This window comes from Bradyrhizobium sp. CCBAU 51745 (assembly GCF_028128715.1).
Lineage (GTDB): Bacteria > Pseudomonadota > Alphaproteobacteria > Rhizobiales > Xanthobacteraceae > Bradyrhizobium > Bradyrhizobium manausense.
Genome location: NZ_LBJP01000008.1, coordinates 374,422 through 394,629 on the forward strand (window position 1 = coordinate 374,422; position 20,208 = coordinate 394,629).

General features: G+C 64.8%; 19 protein-coding genes. 10 read left to right on the forward strand and 9 right to left on the reverse strand.

Annotated features, from left to right (window positions below):
• Positions 1–89 precede the first annotated feature (89 nt).
• A complete protein-coding gene (locus XH98_RS12560) occupies positions 90–2,966 on the forward strand; it encodes a valine--tRNA ligase (protein WP_271618754.1) in 2,877 nt (958 codons plus the stop codon).
• Between the two features lie 114 nt (positions 2,967–3,080).
• Here XH98_RS12560 and XH98_RS12565 read toward each other — a convergent pair whose 3' ends face one another.
• Positions 3,081–3,683, reverse strand: a complete 603-nt coding sequence (locus tag XH98_RS12565; RefSeq protein WP_057754944.1) for a DNA-3-methyladenine glycosylase — start codon at positions 3,681–3,683, stop codon at positions 3,081–3,083.
• A gap of 130 nt (positions 3,684–3,813) precedes the next feature.
• Between XH98_RS12565 and lipA the strand changes: the two genes are divergently transcribed.
• Positions 3,814–4,770: a lipoyl synthase gene (gene lipA / locus XH98_RS12570; RefSeq protein ID WP_220006839.1), complete on the forward strand. Its 957-nt coding sequence runs from the start codon at positions 3,814–3,816 to the stop codon at positions 4,768–4,770.
• Positions 4,771–4,776: 6 nt separating this feature from the next.
• A complete protein-coding gene (locus tag XH98_RS12575; RefSeq protein ID WP_271598784.1) occupies positions 4,777–5,259 on the forward strand; it encodes a type II toxin-antitoxin system RatA family toxin in 483 nt (160 codons plus the stop codon).
• A 100-nt stretch (positions 5,260–5,359) separates the two neighbouring features.
• Here XH98_RS12575 and XH98_RS12580 read toward each other — a convergent pair whose 3' ends face one another.
• Together XH98_RS12580 and XH98_RS12585 are read right to left on the reverse strand one after the other, a co-directional pair.
• Positions 5,360–5,968, reverse strand: a complete 609-nt coding sequence (locus XH98_RS12580) for a CinA family protein (protein WP_271598785.1) — start codon at positions 5,966–5,968, stop codon at positions 5,360–5,362.
• A gap of 4 nt (positions 5,969–5,972) precedes the next feature.
• Positions 5,973–7,154 carry a bifunctional 2-C-methyl-D-erythritol 4-phosphate cytidylyltransferase/2-C-methyl-D-erythritol 2,4-cyclodiphosphate synthase gene (locus tag XH98_RS12585; RefSeq protein ID WP_271618755.1) on the reverse strand — a complete coding sequence of 394 codons (1,182 nt, stop codon included), beginning with the start codon at positions 7,152–7,154 and terminating at the stop codon, positions 5,973–5,975.
• 280 nt (positions 7,155–7,434) lie between these two features.
• Between XH98_RS12585 and dusB the strand changes: the two genes are divergently transcribed.
• From dusB to ntrC, 3 genes are read left to right on the forward strand one after another with little or no spacing between them, the layout of a single operon-like run.
• Positions 7,435–8,436 carry a tRNA dihydrouridine synthase DusB gene (dusB, locus tag XH98_RS12590; RefSeq protein ID WP_271618791.1) on the forward strand — a complete coding sequence of 334 codons (1,002 nt, stop codon included), beginning with the start codon at positions 7,435–7,437 and terminating at the stop codon, positions 8,434–8,436.
• Complete coding sequence (locus XH98_RS12595; RefSeq protein ID WP_220006843.1) at positions 8,433–9,602, forward strand: two-component system sensor histidine kinase NtrB; 1,170 nt, start codon at positions 8,433–8,435, stop codon at positions 9,600–9,602. The genes dusB and XH98_RS12595 overlap by 4 nt, the downstream gene beginning before the upstream one ends.
• A gap of 9 nt (positions 9,603–9,611) precedes the next feature.
• Positions 9,612–11,054 (forward strand): nitrogen regulation protein NR(I), encoded by a 1,443-nt coding sequence (gene ntrC / locus XH98_RS12600; RefSeq protein WP_271618756.1) that lies wholly within the window; start codon positions 9,612–9,614, stop codon positions 11,052–11,054.
• Between the two features lie 189 nt (positions 11,055–11,243).
• On the opposite strand, the gene XH98_RS12605 is transcribed toward ntrC, so the two are convergent.
• Entirely contained in the window at positions 11,244–11,390 is a 147-nt protein-coding gene (locus tag XH98_RS12605; RefSeq protein ID WP_271598788.1) for a hypothetical protein, read from the reverse strand.
• A 177-nt stretch (positions 11,391–11,567) separates the two neighbouring features.
• Between XH98_RS12605 and XH98_RS12610 the strand changes: the two genes are divergently transcribed.
• The 4 genes from XH98_RS12610 to fabI are packed head-to-tail and all read left to right on the forward strand — an operon-like array spanning position 11,568 to position 16,784.
• A complete protein-coding gene (locus XH98_RS12610) occupies positions 11,568–13,790 on the forward strand; it encodes a DUF3141 domain-containing protein (protein WP_271618757.1) in 2,223 nt (740 codons plus the stop codon).
• Positions 13,791–13,816: 26 nt separating this feature from the next.
• Complete coding sequence (locus tag XH98_RS12615; RefSeq protein ID WP_442868570.1) at positions 13,817–14,779, forward strand: phosphate acetyltransferase; 963 nt, start codon at positions 13,817–13,819, stop codon at positions 14,777–14,779.
• Positions 14,780–14,784: 5 nt separating this feature from the next.
• A complete protein-coding gene (locus XH98_RS12620; protein ID WP_271618758.1) occupies positions 14,785–15,999 on the forward strand; it encodes an acetate/propionate family kinase in 1,215 nt (404 codons plus the stop codon).
• Complete coding sequence (gene fabI / locus XH98_RS12625; RefSeq protein ID WP_271598792.1) at positions 15,996–16,784, forward strand: enoyl-ACP reductase FabI; 789 nt, start codon at positions 15,996–15,998, stop codon at positions 16,782–16,784. The genes XH98_RS12620 and fabI overlap by 4 nt, the downstream gene beginning before the upstream one ends.
• A gap of 6 nt (positions 16,785–16,790) precedes the next feature.
• On the opposite strand, the gene XH98_RS12630 is transcribed toward fabI, so the two are convergent.
• The 5 genes from XH98_RS12630 to XH98_RS12650 form a co-directional block, all read right to left on the reverse strand.
• Positions 16,791–17,249 carry a MaoC family dehydratase gene (locus XH98_RS12630; protein ID WP_271618759.1) on the reverse strand — a complete coding sequence of 153 codons (459 nt, stop codon included), beginning with the start codon at positions 17,247–17,249 and terminating at the stop codon, positions 16,791–16,793.
• A 12-nt stretch (positions 17,250–17,261) separates the two neighbouring features.
• A complete protein-coding gene (locus XH98_RS12635) occupies positions 17,262–17,912 on the reverse strand; it encodes a 3-oxoacid CoA-transferase subunit B (protein ID WP_271598793.1) in 651 nt (216 codons plus the stop codon).
• A 3-nt stretch (positions 17,913–17,915) separates the two neighbouring features.
• Positions 17,916–18,563 carry a CoA transferase subunit A gene (locus XH98_RS12640; protein WP_220006516.1) on the reverse strand — a complete coding sequence of 216 codons (648 nt, stop codon included), beginning with the start codon at positions 18,561–18,563 and terminating at the stop codon, positions 17,916–17,918.
• Between the two features lie 93 nt (positions 18,564–18,656).
• Complete coding sequence (locus XH98_RS12645; protein ID WP_271598794.1) at positions 18,657–19,253, reverse strand: hypothetical protein; 597 nt, start codon at positions 19,251–19,253, stop codon at positions 18,657–18,659.
• Positions 19,250–20,176: an alpha/beta fold hydrolase gene (locus XH98_RS12650; RefSeq protein ID WP_271598795.1), complete on the reverse strand. Its 927-nt coding sequence runs from the start codon at positions 20,174–20,176 to the stop codon at positions 19,250–19,252. The genes XH98_RS12645 and XH98_RS12650 overlap by 4 nt, the downstream gene beginning before the upstream one ends.
• Positions 20,177–20,208 lie beyond the last annotated feature (32 nt).

A 20,208-nucleotide genomic window follows, 5' to 3' on the forward strand; every position in this document is an offset into this window, starting at 1 on the left:
ATATCAGGGCTTCCGAACGGGCCGGAAAGCCCTTTTGCCGCTGAGCTTTCCGTTGACTTGAGCCCCGCGCGCGGCTTTCTAGCAGCCCCATGATCGAGAAAAATTACCAGCCCGCCGATATCGAAGCCCGCATGTCTGTGGTGTGGGAGGACAGCCTTGCCTTCAAGGCCGGCCGTCCCGACCGCCGCGACGCGGTGCCCTTTACCATCGTGATCCCGCCGCCGAACGTGACGGGCTCGCTGCACATGGGCCACGCCCTCAACAACACGCTCCAGGACATTCTGTGCCGGTTCGAGCGCATGCGCGGTCGCGACGTGCTGTGGCAGCCCGGCACCGACCATGCCGGCATCGCCACCCAGATGGTGGTCGAGCGCCAGCTGATGGAGCGCCAGCAGCCCGGTCGCCGCGAGATGGGTCGCGAGAAGTTTCTGGAGCGGGTCTGGCAGTGGAAGGCCGAGAGCGGCGACACCATCATCAACCAGCTCAAGCGCCTCGGCGCCTCCTGCGACTGGTCGCGTGAGCGCTTCACCATGGACGAGGGTCTGTCCAAGGCCGTCATCAAGGTGTTCGTGGAGCTGCACCGCGAAGGCCTGATCTACAAGGACAAGCGGCTGGTGAACTGGGACACCAAGCTGCTCACGGCGATCTCCGATCTCGAAGTGCAGCAGACCGAGGTGAAGGGTCACCTCTGGTATCTGCGCTATCCGATCGAGGGCAAGACCTTCGACCCGGAGGATCGCTCGACCTTCATCGTGGTTGCCACGACGCGTCCCGAGACCATGCTCGGCGACACTGGCGTTGCCGTGCATCCCGAGGACCAGCGCTATCAGAAGCTGATCGGCAAGAACGTGGTCCTGCCGCTGGTCGGTCGCAAGATCAAGATCGTCGCCGACGAATATTCCGATCCGGAAAAGGGCTCGGGCGCCGTGAAGGTGACGCCGGCGCACGACTTCAACGATTTCGAGGTCGGCAATCGCCACGGCCTGCGCCGCATCAGCGTGCTGGACAAGGAAGGCTGTCTCGACCTCGTCGACAACGAGGATTATCTGAAGGGCCTGCCGGAAGGCGCCACGCAATTCGCCGAGGAGTTCAACAAGGTCGACCGCTTCGTGGCGCGCAAGCGCATCGTCGAGCGGCTGGAATCGTTCGGCTTTGTCGAACGCATCGAGCCTCACACCCACATGGTCCCGCACGGCGATCGGTCGGGCAGCGTGATCGAGCCTTATCTCACCGACCAGTGGTATGTCGACGCCAAGACGCTGGCAAAACCCGCAATCGCGGCGGTGCGGTCGGGCGAGACGACCTTCGTGCCGAAGAACTGGGAAAAGACCTATTACGAGTGGATGGAGAACATCCAGCCCTGGTGCATCTCGCGCCAGCTCTGGTGGGGCCATCAGATTCCGGCCTGGTACGGTCCCGACGGCAAGGTGTTCGTCGCGGAGACCGAGGAGGAGGCGGTCAGCCACGCGCTCGGCTATTACGTCGAGCAGGAGGTGATCACGGCCGAGCAGGGCCGCGAGATGGCGCTCGACCGCAACAAGCGCGAGGGCTTCATCACGCGCGATGAGGACGTGCTCGATACCTGGTTCTCCTCGGCGCTGTGGCCGTTCTCGACGCTCGGCTGGCCCGAGGACGCGCCCGAAGTTCAGCGCTACTACCCGACCAACGCGCTGGTGACCGGCTTCGACATCATCTTCTTCTGGGTGGCCCGGATGATGATGATGGGCCTTCACTTCATGAAGGAGATCCCGTTCTCGACGATCTACATCCACGCGCTCGTCCGCGACGAGAAGGGCGCCAAGATGTCGAAGTCGAAGGGCAATGTCATCGATCCGCTCAACCTGATCGACGAATATGGCGCCGATGCGCTGCGCTTCACGCTGGCTGCGATGGCCGCGCAGGGGCGCGACATCAAGCTCGCCACCAGCCGCGTGGAGGGCTATCGCAATTTCGCGACCAAGCTCTGGAACGCCTCGCGCTTCGCCGAGATGAACCATTGCGCCGTGCCCGAAGGGTTCGAGCCGGCCAAGGCCAAGGAAACGCTGAATCGCTGGATCGCGCATGAGACCGCGCACACCACACGCGAGGTGACCGAGGCCATTGAAGCCTATCGCTTCAACGACGCCGCAGGCAGCATCTACCGCTTCGTCTGGAACGTCTATTGCGACTGGTATGTCGAGCTCGCAAAACCCGTGCTGCTCGGTCCCGATAGCCCGGCCAAGAATGAGACCCGCGCCATGGTCGCCTGGGCGCGCGACGAGATTCTGAAGCTGCTGCACCCCTTCATGCCCTTCATCACCGAAGAACTGTGGGAGGTGACGGCCAAGCGCGACGGCCTGCTGGCGCTGGCGGAGTGGCCGCTGAAGCCAGCCGCTCCCTCGCCGGAGCAATTGGCGATTCTGGCAGCGGCGGCAGGTCCCACCGATCCGCTGGTCTCGCCGGCATTCGTGATGCCGATCTTCGACCATGCCGACTTCACCGATCCCAAGGCGGAAGCGGAGATCGGCTGGGTGATCGACCTGATCACGCAGATCCGCTCGGTCCGCGCGGAGATGAACATCGCGCCGGCGACGCTCACTGCTCTGGTGCTCGCGGGCGCCTCGGCCGAGACCAGGGAACGCGCGCCGCGCTGGACCGACGTCATCAAGCGTATGGCGCGGCTGTCTGACATCTCCTTCGCCGATCGCGCGCCCGACGGCGCGGTTCAGTTGCTGGTGCGCGGCGAGGTGGCGGCGCTGCCGCTGAAGGGCGTGGTCGATTTCGCCGCCGAACGGACCCGTCTCGACAAGGAAATCGGCAAGGCCGACGCCGACATCAAGCGTGCCGAGTCCAAGCTCGCCAACGAAAAATTCGTTGCCAACGCGGCCGAGGAGGTCGTCGAGGAAGAGCGCGAAAAGCGCGAGGCGGCGCTGGCCCGCAAGGCCAAGCTGCTCGAGGCGCTGGAGCGGCTGAAGCAGGCGTCGTGAACCCGGTAACGTCATTCCGGGGCGGCTCGGAGAGCCGAACCCGGAATCTCGAGATTCCCCGGTGCGCAATCGTGCACCTGAGGTCTGGTCCTTCGGACCATCCCGGAATGACAGTTACTTCGGGAACGGCTTGCTGAGGAATTTCGAGCCCCTGACACCATAGCGCCAGGGCAGATCGACAGCTTTGGTGATGCCGATCCGGATGCCGGTTGCGACCTCGACATCCTCCGTCCGTGCATGCAGCGCGATCGGCGGCCGGTCCAGGGGCAGGGCGTTGTGCGCGATGGTGATGCCGAGGGCCTCGGTCAGTTTGCCTGGGCCCGAGCACAGCGCGTGCACCTCCTGGAGATGGCGGCGGCGACGCATCGCAGCCAAACCATGCGTCGGCTCCAGCGCGCGGATCAGCACGGCGGAAGCCGAGCCTTCCGCCTCGCAGACGAAGTTGACGCACCAGTGGATGCCGTAGGAGCGGTAGACATAGGCAAAGCCGGGCGGACCGAACATGATCTGGTTCCGCGGGGTCGGGCCATTGTAGGAATGTGCCGCCGGCTCGGTATGATGATAGGCCTCGACCTCGACGATGATCCCGCCGACGCCGTCGACCAGCATGGTCGCCCCGATCAGGTCGGACGCGACCTCGCGGACGTCGCGGTCGAAAAAGCTGCGCTTCAGGGCCTTGCCGAGCCGGGGTGTGGAAGACTTCGAGACTGGAGCCATTCGAGGTGAGAATCGCCTGAGAACTGAGCAGGATATTGCCCATATCTGCCATGTTCCCTGAAGCGGCGCGAGCCGGGTTGCGGCAAGCAGCCAGACCGACTAGGTAGGACCTGAACAGACCGGACAGATCATGGTCGTTATTGTCGATACCATCACGAACCCGCTGCGCCCGCGCCACCCCGAGAAGGTGAATCGTCCTGATTCCGCTTCGCCGCCGAAGCCGGACTGGATCCGCGTGCGCGCGCCCAACACCCGCGGCTATGCCGACACCCGCAATATCGTGCGCGCCAACGGCCTGCACACGGTGTGCGAGGAGGCGGGCTGCCCGAACATCGGCGAGTGCTGGGACAAGAAGCACGCGACCTTCATGATCATGGGTGACACCTGCACCCGGGCCTGCGCCTTCTGCAATGTCAAGACCGGCCTGCCCAACGCGCTGGATGCGGCCGAGCCGCAGAACGTCGCCGAGGCTGTCGCCAAGCTGGGTCTCGCTCACGTGGTCATCACCTCCGTCGACCGCGACGATCTCGCCGACGGCGGCGCCGAGCACTTTGCCCAGACCATCCGCGCAATCCGTGCTGCCTGTCCCTCGACGACGATCGAGATCCTGACGCCGGACTTCCTGCGCAAGGAGGGGGCGCTCGAAGTCGTCGTGGCCGCGCGGCCCGACGTCTTCAACCACAATCTCGAGACCGTGCCGTCGCGCTATCTCACGGTGCGGCCGGGTGCGCGCTATTTCCACTCGATCCGGCTGCTGCAGCGGGTCAAGGAGCTCGATCCCGCCATCTTCACCAAGTCCGGCATCATGGTCGGCCTCGGCGAGGAGCGCCACGAGGTGCAGCAGGTGATGGACGATCTGCGCTCGGCCGACGTCGATTTCCTGACCATCGGGCAATATCTCCAGCCGACCCGCAAGCATCACGCCGTGATGCGCTACGTGCCGCCCGACGAGTTCAGCTCTTACGAAAAGGTTGCCTATACCAAGGGCTTCCTGATGGTGTCGGCGAGCCCGCTGACCCGCTCGTCGCATCACGCCGGCGAGGACTTTGCGAGACTGAAGGCCGCGCGGGCTGCGACCGCGCGCTGAACCGATATGCCCCGATTTTCGAGCAAGCGCCGTGTCAATCACAGCGCATCCGAGATGTTTGATCTGGTCGCCGACGTCGAGCGTTACCCGGAATTCGTGCCCCTGTGCAGCGCACTGAAGATCCGCCAGCGCATGGCCAAGCCTGACGGCACCGAGGTGCTGGTCGCCGACATGACGGTGTCGTTCAAGCTGGTCAAGGAATCCTTCACCAGCCGCGTGACGCTCGACCGCGCCAATCTGAAAATCCTGGTCGAATATCTGCAAGGCCCGTTCAGTAATCTCGAAAACCGCTGGACCTTCGAGCCGAAGGGCCAGCAGAACGGCAATGAATTCTGCGACGTCGGCTTCTTCCTCGCCTATGAATTCAAGAGTCGCATGCTGGCAATGCTGATGGGCTCGATGTTTGACGCCGCGTTTGCGCGGTTTTCAACCGCATTCGAAAAAAGGGCGGATGCGATCTATGGCCGGCCGAAGCTGGCGTCGTCGTAGTTTGCTTGTAGCCCGGATGGAGCGCAGCGCAATCCGGGATTCCCTCCGCGAACATAAAAGTCCCGGATTGCGCTGCGCTTCATCCGGTCTGCGGGACTTGCTATCCCCTCGGTGATCGTGGCGGCCTGCGCTTTGCCGCATGCCGGCGCGGCGTGCGCGTCACGCGGGGACGCAGGCGGCTCGCGGCGGCGCGTTGCGGCTTGGCCGCGACTTGCGGGCCACGGGCGAGCTCCATCAGCATGCGCAGCGCTTCGACCACCGAACGCTGGCGCACCGCGGTGCGGCCGATCGCGCCGAAGCGCTGCTCGCGATGGATGATGCGGCCGTCGCGCGCGGCAGCGGCGAAATGCACGAGGCCGACCGGCTTGCCCGGCGTGGCGCCGCCGGGACCCGCGATGCCGGTGATCGCAACGGCAAGATCGACGTCCGCCCGTTCAAGCGCACCGACTGCCATTGCGGTCGCGGTCTCCTTGCTGACCGCGCCGAAATTGGCAAGCGTGCTGGCCTCGACGCCCAGCATCGCGCGCTTGGCGTCGTTGGAATAGGTGACGAAGCCGCGGTCAATGACGTCGGACGAGCCGGGGATGTCGGTGAGTGCGCCGGCGACGAGGCCGCCGGTACAGGACTCGGCGGTCGCGATCGTCAGCTTGCGCATCCGGCACAAATCGAGCAGCGAGCGGGAGAGGGCGCGTGCGTCGCTGCCTCCCATGATCCTACGCGCTCCAGGGCAGGCGGACGGTGGCGCTCGCGGTGGCCGCGATGCCTTCCTCGCGGCCGGTGAAGCCGAGCCGCTCGCTGGTGGTTGCCTTCACCGCGACGCGGGAGATGTCGACGCCTGAGATCTCGGCGATGCGCGCGCGCATGACGTCACGCAGCGGGCCGATCTTCGGTCGCTCGCAGATCATGGTGACCTCGAGATTGGCGATACGGCCGCCGCGCGCGGTGACGCGCTCGATGGCGTATTTCAGGAACTGGTCGGAGGAGGCGCCCTTCCACTTCGCATCGCTCGGCGGGAAGTGCGAACCAATGTCGCCGTCGGCGAGCGCGCCGAGAATCGCATCGACCAGGGCATGCAGGCCGACGTCACCGTCGGAATGAGCCAGAAAGCCTTTCGTGTGCGGCACGCGCACGCCGCAGAGCATGACATGGTCGCCTTCGCCGAAGGCGTGCACGTCGTAGCCGGTGCCGGTCCTGATATCACCGAGCAGGCTGGCCAGGCGCGCTTCCTCGCGCACGAAATCCTCGGGTGTGGTCAGCTTCATATTGGCAACATCGCCTTCAAAGGTCGCAACCGTCAATCCCGCCCATTCGGCGATCGCGGCATCATCGGTGAAATCAGATCGCCCGTCCTTGGCCGCGCGACGATGCGCCTCGAGGATGACATCGAAACGAAAGGATTGCGGCGTCTGGGCTACTCGCAAACGCGCGCGGTCCGGCGTGTCCTCGACATCGCCGTCAGCGCTCGTGACCTTGATGGTATCGGTGACGGGGACGACGGGGATGGCCGCGCCGGTGCGGCTGGCCGCCTCGATCGCGCGCGAGATCACGCCCGCCGAGACGAACGGACGCGCGGCGTCATGAATCAGGACGATGTCGGGCTGGTGCTGCGCCAGCGCTTCGAGACCCGCCAGCACCGAAGCCTGGCGCGTCGCGCCGCCATTGGCCGGTGCCTCGTGCTTGAGGCCTGCGACCGCCGCCGTGAACATGGCGCTGTCATCAGGGTTCACCACCGGCTGCACGGCTGATACTTCGGGATGGGTGCTGAACGCCTCCATGGCGCGGTAGATCACGGGAACGCCGCCGATCTCTCGATATTGCTTGGGGCCACCGGCGCCTGCGCGCAGGCCACGTCCGGCCGCGACGAGAACGACTGCGGTGCGCTGTGATTTCGCCATAGGACTCAAATATTCAACTGCTAAGGGAAGAGTCGGAGTGAGGTGATTGCCGGCATGCCTCTAGCACGGCAGGCCCGCAAAAAAAGGGGGTTTCCCGGGATTGTGGGATTCAGCATTTTGCTGCACTGCACTTGAAAGATCTGCAGAACTGTCTAAACTGTAGGCATGGCGCTTGACTGCACAAGAATTGTGCGCAAGATAGATCATGGCAGGCGCGATGAGGCGCTGCCCAGGCAACGAGACCCCCGTGACCGGCTCGGCAGTATCAGGCTCTAAGCCGTTGAAAATAGGCGATATTGAAATCGCCAGTCCGGTCTTCCTGGCACCGATGTCGGGAGTGACGGACTCACCCGTCCGCCGTCTGGCCGCCGAGCTGGGGGCCGGCCTGGTCGTCTCCGAAATGACGGCCAGTGACGAGCTCGCCAATGGTCACCGGATGTCGCGGTTGCGCTGCGAAGCGACCGGGGTTGGGCCCCATGTGGTCCAGCTCGCCGGCTGCGAGGCGCATTGGATGGCGGAGGGCGCCCGGATTGCCGAGGCCGAGGGCGCCGACATCATCGATATCAACATGGGCTGTCCGGCCCGTCACGTCACCGGCGGCCAATCAGGCTCGGCCCTGATGCGCGATCTCGATCACGCCGTCGGCCTGATCGAGGCGACGATATCAGCGGTGAAAGTGCCGGTGACGCTGAAGATGCGGCTCGGCTGGGACGATCGCACCCGCAACGCGCCGGAGCTAGCGCGGCGCGCGGAGGCCGCCGGCGTCAGGCTCGTCACCGTTCACGGCCGCACCCGTTGCCAGTTCTACAAGGGCGAGGCCGATTGGGATGCGATCCGCGCCGTGCGCGAGGCCATCTCGATTCCGCTCGTCGTCAATGGCGACATCACCTCTTACGACAGGGCCCTCGCGGCGCTCGAGGCCTCCGGCGCCGATGCCGTGATGATCGGTCGCGGCGCCAACGGCCAGCCCTGGCTGCCCGGCGAAATCGGGCGACGGCTGAAGGGTGGGGCGGCTGAAGCCACGCCCTCGCTCGCGACGCAGCTGCATTATGTCCGCACGCTTTATGAGGGCGTCTGCGCACTCTATGGCCTGCGGGTCGGGCTCAAGCATGCGCGCAAACATCTTGGCTGGGCGCTCGATGTCGCGGCCGACGCCAGCGGTGCGCCAGCCCCGACGCTGAAGGCCTGGCGCCAGAAGATCTTGACCTCCGAGGATCCGGGCCTGGTCCACCGATCGCTACAGGATGCCTTCGACGATTTTGCATGGAGCGCTGCTGCATGAGCTCAGCCGCGGACCATCGCAAACCCGCCGACAGCGAGGCGATCCTCGATGCCTTGCCCAATCCCGTGCTGTTGATCGGGCCGGACGGCAAGATCGTCGCCGCCAATATTGCGACCGAAGCCTTCTTCGATATCTCGACGCAGTTCCTGAAGCGGCAGTCGCTGAAAGAGCTGGTGCCGTTCGGCAGCCCCTTGCTGGCGCTGATCGACCAGGTGCGGTCGTCGAACTCGCCGGTCAACGAATACAAGGTCGATCTGGGCACGCCGCGCATGGGCGGCGATCGCCAGGTCGATCTGCATGTCGCCCCGCTCACCGAGCGGCCCGGCCATATCGTCGTGATGCTCCAGGAGCGCTCCATCGCCGACAAGATGGACCGCCAGCTCACCCACCGCAGCGCTGCGCGCTCGGTGATAGCGCTAGCAGCGATGCTCGCGCATGAAATCAAGAATCCGCTCTCCGGCATCCGCGGCGCGGCGCAGCTCCTGGAGCAGCAGGCATCCTCCGAAGACCGCATGTTGACCCGCCTGATCTGCGACGAGGCCGACCGCATTGTCACGCTGGTCGATCGCATGGAAGTGTTCGGCGACGAGCGCCCCGTGGTGCGCGGTCCCGTCAACATCCACTCCGTGCTCGATCACGTGAAGCGGCTGGCGCAGTCGGGCTTTGCCCGCAACATCCGCCTCATCGAGGACTATGATCCTTCGCTCCCCCCGGTGCTGGCCAACCAGGACCAGCTGATTCAGGTGTTCCTCAATCTGGTGAAGAATGCCGCGGAAGCCTTGATCGACGTCCCCGACGCCGAGATTCAGCTTACCACCGCGTTCCGCCCCGGCGTGCGCCTGTCAGTTCCCGGTCAAAAATCCCGGGTATCCCTGCCGCTCGAATTCTGCGTGCGGGACAATGGACCAGGCGTGCCGGACGATCTTCTGCCCAATTTGTTCGACCCGTTCGTGACCACCAAGCAGACCGGCTCTGGCCTCGGTCTTGCTCTGGTCGCCAAGATCGTCGGCGATCACGGCGGCATCATCGAATGCGAGTCTCAGCCGCGCAAGACCACCTTCCGCGTGCTGATGCCGATGTACTCGACATCGGTCAAACACACAGATCACAGCAGTCGCGACGGCTCTGCCGGGAAGTCGTCGTCTGCATCACAGGGGGCAAAATGAGGATTAACAATGCCCGCAGGTAGCATTCTCGTCGCTGATGACGACACCGCCATCCGCACGGTTCTCAACCAGGCACTTTCCCGGGCCGGGTATGAAGTCAGGCTGACCGGCAACGCCGCGACGCTATGGCGCTGGGTCAGCCAGGGGGAGGGCGATCTCGTCATCACCGACGTGGTGATGCCGGACGAAAACGCCTTCGACCTGTTGCCGCGGATCAAGAAGATGCGGCCGAATTTGCCGGTCATCGTCATGAGCGCGCAAAACACCTTCATGACGGCGATCCGTGCCTCCGAGCGCGGTGCCTATGAATATCTGCCAAAGCCCTTCGACCTGAAGGAGCTAATCGCGATCGTCGGCCGCGCGCTGGCCGAGCCGAAGGAACGCGTCTCGTCGCCGGACGATGACGCAGAGATGGAGGCGATCCCGCTGGTCGGCCGCTCGCCGGCGATGCAGGAAATCTACCGCGTGCTCGCGCGTCTGATGCAGACCGACCTCACCGTGATGATCACGGGCGAGTCCGGCACCGGCAAGGAGTTGGTGGCGCGCGCACTGCACGATTACGGCAAGCGCCGCAACGGCCCGTTCGTCGCGGTCAACATGGCGGCGATCCCGCGCGACCTCATCGAATCCGAGCTGTTCGGCCATGAGCGCGGCGCCTTCACCGGTGCCAACACGCGTGCGTCCGGCCGCTTCGAGCAGGCCGAAGGCGGCACGCTGTTCCTCGACGAGATCGGCGACATGCCGATGGAGGCACAGACCCGCCTGCTGCGCGTGCTGCAGCAGGGCGAATACACCACGGTGGGCGGCCGCACCCCGATCAAGACCGACGTGCGCATCGTTGCGGCCTCCAACAAGGATCTGCGCGTCTTGATCCAGCAGGGCCTGTTCCGCGAGGACCTGTTCTTCCGCCTCAACGTCGTGCCGCTGCGGCTGCCGCCCTTGCGCGAGCGCATCGAGGATCTTCCGGATCTCGTGCGTCACTTCTTCGCGCTCGCCGAGAAGGACGGCTTGCCGCCGAAGAAGCTCGATGGGCTCGCGCTGGAGCGGATGAAGCAGCACCGCTGGCCCGGTAACGTGCGCGAGCTGGAGAACCTCGCCCGTCGCCTCGCCGCGCTCTACCCGCAGGACGTGATCACCGCCTCCGTCATCGACGGCGAGCTGGCGCCGCCTTCGGTCAGTCCGGGGGCCGCGGTCCAGCAAGGTGTCGACAATCTTGGCGGCGCGGTGGAAGCCTATCTCTCATCGCACTTCCAGGGCTTCCCGAACGGCGTGCCGCCGCCCGGCCTCTATCACCGCATCCTCAAGGAGATCGAGGTACCGCTGCTCACGGCCGCGCTCGCCGCGACCCGCGGCAACCAGATCCGCGCCGCCGATCTGCTCGGCCTCAACCGCAACACGCTGCGGAAGAAGATCCGGGATCTCGATATCCAGGTGTACAGGAGCGGGGGCTAGTCCCAGCGACAAACGCCGAGTGCATTTGCGCAGGAGTGGCTCAGCTCCCCTACCACAGCGGAGCTGAGCCTGTCCGGATCGCGCTGGCTGTTCGTGGCAGGCGCGAAGGACAGAAGTCCTGATAGGGCTGATATGTTCCGCTAGAACATTCGAATTGTCGTCATGCCGTCGCAGCACGCCACCTCGCGCCTATCTGAGCAGGCGCGCTGCGACTGGCTGGATATTGGCCATCTCCACGGTCGGGTCCTGCCTGCTTGGCCCGTTGACCAGGAGGTCAGAGGCCACGATCAGCAGCAACACCGCCGAAACCATCGTTGCGAGGAAGAATCTGTCCATTCCGGTTAAGCCGGAAAGGCTGCAATCCGTTCCCGCCGTCGACCTCGGTCTTCTTGCCTCTTCTTCACAGGGGTTCCGCGTAGCGGCGGCGCGCGCAAGTCGCCCACCGTTGACCTATGTCAACGTGAGCCGTGGCGGCTCGCCTTGAATGACCTCGCACCCACGACGAGGTCGAACATGGCAATGGAAAATTTGAAGCTGCCTGATGGTCCCATGTCAGGGCTGGTCGCCTCGGCCGTGGAATATCTGGTCGATGCCGGCCAGCGCAGCGTGCTGTTCCTGGACATCATGCGCCAGCGCGGCGACCAATATCGCGAGCATGTCGCGCAGACCGCACCGCATGTGCTGCAATATGCTGCCGAATTAATCACCGACGGCCGCACGCTGGATGAGCCCGTCAATTACGCGCTGGTGCGCATCATCCCGCCCAAGGACGTCACGATCGACATGACCCGGCGACCATTCGTCGTGGTCGATCCGCGCGCAGGCCATGGCCCCGGCATCGGCGGCTTCAAGGCGGACAGCGAGATCGGCGTCGCGATGAAGGCCGGGCATCCCTGTTATTTCATCGGGTTCCTGCCCGAACCCATGCCGGGCCAGACGATCGAGCGCATCGCGCGGGCGGAAGCGAAGTTTCTTGAAACTGTCATCAACCGTCACCCCGAGGCCGACGGCAAGCCCTGCGTCATCGGCAATTGTCAGGCCGGCTGGGCGGTCATGATCCTGGCATCGCTGCGGCCGGAACTGTTCGGTCCGCTGATCATTGCCGGCGCGCCGCTCGCGTATTGGGCAGGCGTCCACGGCAAATATCCGATGCGCTATTCGGGTGGCCTGTTGGGCGGAAGCTGGCTCACCGCGCTCGCCAGCGATCTCGGCGCCGGCAAGTTCGACGGCGCCTGGCTGGTGCAGAATTTCGAGAACCAGAACCCCTCGAACACGCTCTGGACCAAGCAATACAACGTCTATTCCAAGGTCGACACCGAGGCCGAGCGCTATCTCGATTTCGAGCGCTGGTGGGGGGGCCACGTCAACCTCAATGCGGAAGAGATCCAGTTCATCGTCGACGAGCTCTTCATCGGCAACAATCTCGCGGCCGGCCGCATCGAGATGTCCGATGGCCAGAAGGTCGATCTGCGCAACATCCGTTCGCCGATCGTGGTGTTCTGCTCCAAGGGCGACAATGTCACCCCGCCGCAGCAGGCGCTGGACTGGATTCTCGACTGTTATGCCGATGTCGACGAGATCAGGGCCTATGGCCAGACCATCGTCTACACCGTTCACGACAGCATCGGCCATCTCGGCATCTTCGTGTCCGGCGGCGTCGCCAAGAAGGAGCACGCCGAGTTCTCCAGCAATATCGACCTGATCGACGTGCTGCCCCCCGGGCTTTACGAGGCGACGTTCGAGGCGAGGGGCGACGAGACGCTCAATGCCGATCTTGCGGCCGGGCAATGGGTGATGCGCTGCGAGGCACGAACGCTCGACGACATCAGGGCGATGGGCGGCAATTCCCCCGAGGACGAGCGGCGGTTCGCGGCCGCCAAGCGCATCTCCGAGCTCAATCTGGCGGCCTATCAGAAATTCGTGCAGCCCTGGGTCAAGAAGATGGTGACGCCGCAGGTGGCGGATTGGGCGCGCAACATGCATCCGTTGCGGATGCAGTACGAGGCGTTCAGCAGCCAGAATCCCTGGATGTCCACGGTGAAAGCGGCCGCCGATCGTGTCGAGGAGAAGCGCCGGCCGGTGTCGAAGGACAATCCGTTCCTGGCCTTCCAGGAGCAGATCTCGAAGCAGATCGTGCACGCGCTCGATAGCTGGCGCGACACCCAGGAGGCGCTCAGCGAGACCATCTTCCTCAACGTCTATGGCTCACCTGCGCTGCAGGCCGCGGTCGGCATCGATCCCAATTCCGTGCCGTCGCGCCGCCGCGAGATGTCGGACGAGCATCGCGCCATGCTCGAAAAGCGCATTGCGGAATTGAAGGCGAAGATCGGCGAGGGTGGTCTCCGTGAAGCCTCCATCCGCGCGCTGCTCTATGTCGGCTCCGCGCGCGGCATGGTGGACGAGCGCAGCATCGAGGCGCTCCGTCAGGTCAGGCGCGACCATGCCGGCCCCCGGATGACGCTGTCCGAATTCAAGATGCTGGTGCGCGAGCAGTTCTTCATGCTGCTGCTGGACCGGGAGGGCGCGTTGGCGGCCATCCCAAGCCTGTTGCCCGCCGATATGAACCAGCGGCGCGCGGCCTTCGCGGCGATGCGCGAGGTGTTGTCGGCGAGCGAGGAGATCACGGGCGAGCGCGCCAATCGCTTGAGCCGTGTTGCCGGGCTGTTTGGCCTCGACGGGGAGGGCGAGACAATGTCGAACGTCGCCCCTTTCGACTCGCAGGCCCGGGCGTCGTAGCGCGGATTGGCGGAAACGGGAGCGACATGATGTCGGCCAATACGATGCACAAGACCGGCAGCAAGTACGACCGGCTGATCGCGGCGGCGCAGGCGGTGCCGGCGACACCGACCATCGTCGTGCACCCCTGCGACGAGACCTCGCTCCGCGGTGCCGTCGACAGCGCCAGCGCGGGCATCATCCGGCCGATCCTGGTCGGGCCCGAAAAGAAGATCAGGGACACGGCCGCAAAATTCGACCTCGACGTGTCCGGATTCGAGATCGTCGACGCCGCGCACAGCGAGGATGCGGCGGCCAAGGGTGTCGAGCTGATCCATGCCGCCAGGGGCGAGCTGCTGATGAAGGGCAGCCTGCATACGGACGAACTGATGCGCGCCGTCACGGCGAAGACGGGCGGCCTGCGCACCGACAGGCGCATCAGCCATGTCTTCGTCATGGACGTGCCTGCCTACGCCGAGACGATTTTCGTGACCGATGCCGCGATCAACATCTTCCCCGATCTCGATGCCAAGCGCGACATCATCCAGAACGCGATCGATCTCTACAACCAGGCCGGCTTCGGCAAGACGCCGCGGGTTGCAATCCTGTCGGCAGTCGAAACGGTCACCTCGAAGATCCCGTCCACGATCGAGGCCGCGGCGCTCTGCAAGATGGCCGATCGTGGCCAGATCACCGACGGCATGCTCGACGGCCCGCTGGCATTCGACAACGCCATCGACCCGGAGGCGGCGCGGATCAAGGGCATCGTCTCCGAGGTCGCGGGACGAGCCCAGATCCTGATGGTTCCGGACCTCGAAGCCGGCAACATGCTGGCCAAGAACCTCGCTTATTTCGCCAAGGCCGATGGCGCCGGCATCGTGCTGGGCGCACGGGTGCCGGTCGTACTGACCTCGCGCGCGGACTCGCCGCGCGCGCGCATGGCGTCCTGCGCGGTCGCAGCGCTTTACGCATCAGCCCGGCGCCAGCACGCGCCGACAGTCGCCGCGTGACCGCCATGGACACCATCCTCGTCGTCAATGCCGGCTCCTCAAGCGTCAAGTTTCAGGTCTACTCGATCGAAGGCGAGGCCAGGCTGCGCCGGCAGATCAAGGGGCAGATGGACGGCATCGGCAGCCGGCCACGCCTGCGCGCCGGCGACGCCGGCGGGCAGTCCCTGGCCGATCGCGCCTATCCGATCGAGGCCGTGCCCGATGTTCCCTCGGCAATGGCCGTTGCCGGAGACTGGCTGCGCAACGAGCTCCAGGTCACGCCCATCGCGGTCGGTCACCGCGTCGTGCATGGCGGCCCGGACTATTCAAAGCCGGTCCTGATCGACCATGGCGTCGTGTCCCGTCTCGAACGATTTGTTTCTCTGGCGCCGCTGCACCAGCCGCACAATCTCGCACCGATCCGCTCATTGCTGGCGAATTTTCCGGAGCTGCCGCAGGTGGCATGCTTCGACACCGCCTTTCACCGCAACCATGATGCCGTCGCAGATCACTATGCCATTCCGCATCAGCTTCACGCCGAGGGCGTCAGGCGCTACGGATTCCACGGCCTGTCCTACGAGTACATCGCCCGAACGCTGCCGAATGTCGCGCCCGCGATCGCCAAGCAGCGCGTGATCGTCGCCCATCTCGGCAGCGGCGCCTCGATGTGCGCGCTCAAGGAGGGCCGCAGCGTCGAGAGCACCATGGGCTTCACGGCGCTGGACGGCCTGCCGATGGGAACGCGACCCGGACAGATCGATCCCGGCGTGCTGCTTTATCTGATCTCCGAGAAGGGCATGCCGCCAGCGAAAGTGCAGGACTTCCTCTACCGCGAATGTGGCCTGAAGGGCCTTTCCGGCATCAGCAACGACATGCGCGAGCTGGAGGCCAGCAACGATTCGCAAGCAAGGCTCGCGATCGACTATTTCGTCTACCGCATCGCCCTCAACACAGGAATGCTTGCCGCGGCGCTGCAAGGGCTCGATGCCTTCGTGTTCACCGCCGGTATCGGCGAGAACTCCGCATCGATCCGCGCGCGCGTTGCTGCCAGGCTCGAATGGCTCGGCGCGGTGCTCGATGCAGGCGAGAATGCCCGCCATGCGCGCCTCATCTCCCATGCCGACAGCCGCATTCCCGTCTATGTCGTTCCGACCGACGAGGAGCTGATGATCGCCCAGCACACGCTGTCGCTGCTGATGAACGGCCAATCGCACAACACAAGATCTGAGAGGGTGTCATGATCCCCGTATTTCCGGACAGCAAGGTGGCGCTCAAGGGGAAGAAGGGGCTGATCGTCGGCATCGCCAACGACCAGTCGATCGCCTGGGGATGCGCGCGAGCGTTCCGCGCGCTCGGTGCGGATCTCGCCGTGACTTATTTGAACGACCGCGCCAAGAAGCATGTCGAGCCGCTGGCCCAGGCGCTGGAGGCGCCGATCTTCATGCCGATGGACGTGATGGTCGAGGGCCAGACCGAGGCGGTATTCGAGCGCATCGCGACCGAGTGGGGCCAGCTCGATTTCCTGCTCCATTCCATCGCCTTCTCGCCCAAGGAGGCGCTGCATGGCCGCGTCGTCGACGTCGGTCGCGACGGCTTCCTCAAGACCATGGACGTCTCGTGCTGGTCGTTCATGCGGATGGCCCATCTCGCCGAACCCTTGATGAAGAACGGCGGCACGCTGTTCACCATGACCTATTACGGCAGCCAGATGGTGGTGGAGAATTACAACGTGATGGGCGTCGCCAAAGCCGCGCTCGAAGCCTCCGTCCGCTACATCGCGGCCGAGCTGGGTCCGAAGGGCATCCGCGTCCACGCAATCTCGCCGGGACCGCTGGCGACCCGTGCTGCCTCCGGCATTCCTGAATTCGACGAGCTGATGGACAAGGCGCAGTCAAAGGCGCCATCGCGCAGCCTCGTCAGCATCGACGATGTCGGCAATGCCACCGCTTTCCTCGCGCTCGACGGCGCCAAGCTGATCACCGGCGGGGTGCTCTATATCGATGGTGGCTATCACATCATCGATTGAACGCGCTCAACGATAATGCAAGGCGATGAGCTCAGCGACGCAGGCGGGCCTCTTGCCGCCCGCGATCTCAATGACGAGGTGATAGTTGACGCGCAGGCCGTCCGGCGGCACGTCCTCGGCTTCCGCAACGGTGACGCGGCCGCGCAGCTTTGAGCCGGCCGGAACCGGTGCCAGATAACGGATGCGATCGGCGCCGTAATTCAGCGTGTTGCGCAAGCCTTTCAGGCCGATCACGGAGCGGATGAAGAGGGGCGCGAGCGCCAGCGAGAGCAGGCCGTGGGCGATGGTCTTGCCGCCAGGCATTTCCTTAGCCGCGCGTTCCTGATCGACATGGATCCACTGCTCGTCGCAGGTCGCCGCCGCGAACTGGTTGATGCGATCCTGCGACACCTCGACCCAGTCGCTGACGCCGATCTCGGTGCCGACGGCGGATTTGATGTCGTCGAAATCGCTGAATATCCGCATGGCCTGGCCTCGTCAGATCTTCATTTCCGGCACGGTTTCAGGGATCGCCAGCTCGGCTTCGGTCACCGCCAGGACCTCACCGACGGTGACGCCGGGCGCGGTTTCCAGCAGAGTGGCCTTGCCGCCGGGAAAGCCGATCACCGCCATGTCGGTGACGACCAGATCCACGGGCCGCGCCGAGGTCAGCGGCAGCGTGCATTTGGCGACGATCTTGGACTTGCCCTTGGCCGCATGCTGCATGGCGACGACGACGCGCTTGGCACCCGTCACGAGATCCATCGCGCCGCCCATGCCGGGCACCATCTTGCCCGGGATCATCCAGTTGGCGAGATGGCCGGAGCTATCTACCTGGAGGCCTCCGAGCACGGTCACGTCGACATGGCCGCCGCGGATCAGCCCGAACGACATCGCGCTGTCGAAGGTGGCCGCGCCCGGCAGCGCACTGATCGGACGGCCGCCGGCATCGGTGAGCGTCGGGTGCTCCATGCCTTGCTCCGGAATTGGGCCGGTGCCGATCAACCCGTTCTCTGATTGGAAGAAGACTTTGAGATCGGATGGGACGTAGTTTGCGACCAGGGTCGGGATTCCGATGCCGAGATTGACGAGATTGCCGCTTCTCAGTTCCTTGGCGACGCGCCGGGCGATGATGATCTGCGGGTCCATGTGTCACCCGTTGGTGATGAGGTAGTCGACGAGCGGTGCCGGCGTCACGACGTGATCGGGTGCGATGACGCCGACGGGCACGATGTTCTCCGCGGTGACGATGACCGTGTCGGCGGCCATCGCCATGACGGGATTGAAATTGCGCGACGTCAGCGCGTAGGCGAGGTTGCCGAGATAGTCGGCGAGGAATGCATGCACCAGCGCGAACTGCGCTCGCAGCGCGGTCTCCAGCAGGAATGGCTTACCGTGGACCTCGATCTCACGCTTGCCTTCAGCAACCAACGTGCCGACCCCCGTGGGGGTCAGAACCCCGCCGAGACCGCATCCGCCTGCGCGAATGCGCTCGACGAAGGTACCCTGCGGGACGAGATCGACGGCAATCTGGTTCGCCAGCATCTGTTGCTGCGCCTTGGGATTGAGGCCGATATGGGTGGCGGTCAAGCGAGCGACCAGCGCCGCATCGAACAGCTTGCCGACACCCTTTCCCGGGGTGGCTGCATCATTGCAAATCAGGGTCAGCCCGGTCTTCTTCTGCCGCACGAGTTCGTCGAGCAGGCGTTCCGGCGTTCCAACACCCATGAATCCTCCGACCATGAGGCTTGCACCGGCGGGGATCATCGCAACTGCTTCTTCGATGGAAACGGCCTTCATCGATGGAACTCCGATCGGCGGAAGCGGACATGGTGATGGACTGATGTTCCGGGACGACAGATTGCCATCGTTGATCTGCGTCAAGGCTTCCGATCATTCGCGTGGGTCGATGCCGATGCTTGCCAGCATCTCGCGCCAGAGCCTGCGCACCTCATTGTGCCGCTGCTCCAGCGCCGCGCTGACGGCATCGCGGAAGGGCAAGAGCTCAGGCCCTTTCAGGAACAGGATTTGCGCCTGGAGCAAACGACCGCTCTCGAACTCGATGCGCCGCAGCGCCAGGACGAAGGGATCGGCCGGACTGGCCTCGGTCGGCAGCAGCGCTGCCGGGCGAATGGCGGCGTGAACGGCGTGCGCAAGCGTGGCGAGATTGACTGATGGCGCAAGGCTGCGATCCCCAGTCAATCCGGTTGGTGGAGGAAGCCAGGCCGCCTCCCACGAAGCGGCCATGTAGCCCAGGGCGATATCCGGCACCCAAATGGTCGCGCGCTGCAGCAACGAGACGATCTCGGACTCGCGATAGAACTGCGCGTTCAATTCGGTCTGCCAGGCAGCCTCGATCCGCAACGGCAGCGCCAGAGCAAACTGCCGCGCGAGCGCTCCATGCGCCGAGATCAGGAAGGCAGCCACGCGCGTCTGCTGCTGCGGCGGCACCCGACCGTCAGCATCGAGCGGGCCGAGGAAGCCGCTCATGGCGAGGGCCTCTGCACGGGAATCGCGCGCAGGTGGTCGTAGCCGGCCGGAAACGGCGAGAGCTCGCCGCCGGGCTCGCCGGCCGCGATCAAGACGGCCTTGTTGCCCTGCCAGCGCCCGGCCAGCACGTCCTCGGCAAAGCGCGCGAGCAGGTCTGCGGTGAGCGCCCCCTTCTCGAGGGTGAAGGCGTGATAGGCCTCCGGAATGATCACCAGCGCACTGTCGGGGATTTCGACGCGGAGCGTCTCGTGCAGGCAGCGGGGAGTCAGGAAGTCGAATTCGCCATTCAGGATCATGGTCGGGACGGCGATGGACGAGAGCTGCGAGGTGATCGGATGGAAGTCCAGAAAGGACTCCATCAGGTTTTGCAGGGCATAGACGTCGTTGACGAGCCAACCCTGTCGCTTGACGCCGTCGAGCTTGTCCAGCAGCGGCTTCAGCCACCGGTCAGACAGGTTCATTGGCAACAGCAGGTCCTGCAGGTAGCTGGTGCCGCCGAGGATGAGACCGGTACGCAGCGCGTTGCCGATCAAGAGCAGCTGCGGCGACAGCTCGGCAAAACAGCTCATCGGCACCAGCCCGGAGAGACGCTTGCCGTGTTCGATGGCATAGCGCAGCGCAATCAGACCGCCGAAGCTGATACCGCTGAGGAACACGGGTCCGTCGCCGAGCGTGCCGATCAGTCGGTGGAGCACGGCGACATGATCGTCCTGATTGATGAATAGCGCCGGCTTGTCCGAGACGCCCTGGCCGAGCAGGTCGAATGTGGCGACGCGAAAATGCCGGGCCAGCAGCGCATCACGGTAGGCCGCCCACAGCTCGGCATATTGCGTAAGCCCATTCACCAGCACATAGGCGGGGGCGTCTGCCGGTCCGTCAATCTCATAGCGGATCCGGTACGAGCCATGACTGAGGAAGGGCATTGCGTTCGCCAGCAGTTTTCGACTGCGCGATC

Coding starts and splice junctions, on each gene's coding strand:
- XH98_RS12560 (WP_271618754.1), top strand. CDS start 90: ATGATCGAGAAAAATTACCAGCCCGCCGATATCGAAGCCCGCATGTCT.
- XH98_RS12565 (WP_057754944.1), bottom strand. CDS start 3,683: ATGGCTCCAGTCTCGAAGTCTTCCACACCCCGGCTCGGCAAGGCCCTG.
- lipA (WP_220006839.1), top strand. CDS start 3,814: ATGGTCGTTATTGTCGATACCATCACGAACCCGCTGCGCCCGCGCCAC.
- XH98_RS12575 (WP_271598784.1), top strand. CDS start 4,777: ATGCCCCGATTTTCGAGCAAGCGCCGTGTCAATCACAGCGCATCCGAG.
- XH98_RS12580 (WP_271598785.1), bottom strand. CDS start 5,968: ATGGGAGGCAGCGACGCACGCGCCCTCTCCCGCTCGCTGCTCGATTTG.
- XH98_RS12585 (WP_271618755.1), bottom strand. CDS start 7,154: ATGGCGAAATCACAGCGCACCGCAGTCGTTCTCGTCGCGGCCGGACGT.
- XH98_RS12595 (WP_220006843.1), top strand. CDS start 8,433: ATGAGCTCAGCCGCGGACCATCGCAAACCCGCCGACAGCGAGGCGATC.
- ntrC (WP_271618756.1), top strand. CDS start 9,612: ATGCCCGCAGGTAGCATTCTCGTCGCTGATGACGACACCGCCATCCGC.
- XH98_RS12605 (WP_271598788.1), bottom strand. CDS start 11,390: ATGGACAGATTCTTCCTCGCAACGATGGTTTCGGCGGTGTTGCTGCTG.
- XH98_RS12610 (WP_271618757.1), top strand. CDS start 11,568: ATGGCAATGGAAAATTTGAAGCTGCCTGATGGTCCCATGTCAGGGCTG.
- XH98_RS12615 (WP_442868570.1), top strand. CDS start 13,817: ATGATGTCGGCCAATACGATGCACAAGACCGGCAGCAAGTACGACCGG.
- XH98_RS12620 (WP_271618758.1), top strand. CDS start 14,785: ATGGACACCATCCTCGTCGTCAATGCCGGCTCCTCAAGCGTCAAGTTT.
- fabI (WP_271598792.1), top strand. CDS start 15,996: ATGATCCCCGTATTTCCGGACAGCAAGGTGGCGCTCAAGGGGAAGAAG.
- XH98_RS12630 (WP_271618759.1), bottom strand. CDS start 17,249: ATGCGGATATTCAGCGATTTCGACGACATCAAATCCGCCGTCGGCACC.
- XH98_RS12635 (WP_271598793.1), bottom strand. CDS start 17,912: ATGGACCCGCAGATCATCATCGCCCGGCGCGTCGCCAAGGAACTGAGA.
- XH98_RS12640 (WP_220006516.1), bottom strand. CDS start 18,563: ATGAAGGCCGTTTCCATCGAAGAAGCAGTTGCGATGATCCCCGCCGGT.
- XH98_RS12645 (WP_271598794.1), bottom strand. CDS start 19,253: ATGAGCGGCTTCCTCGGCCCGCTCGATGCTGACGGTCGGGTGCCGCCG.
- XH98_RS12650 (WP_271598795.1), bottom strand. CDS start 20,176: ATGCCCTTCCTCAGTCATGGCTCGTACCGGATCCGCTATGAGATTGAC.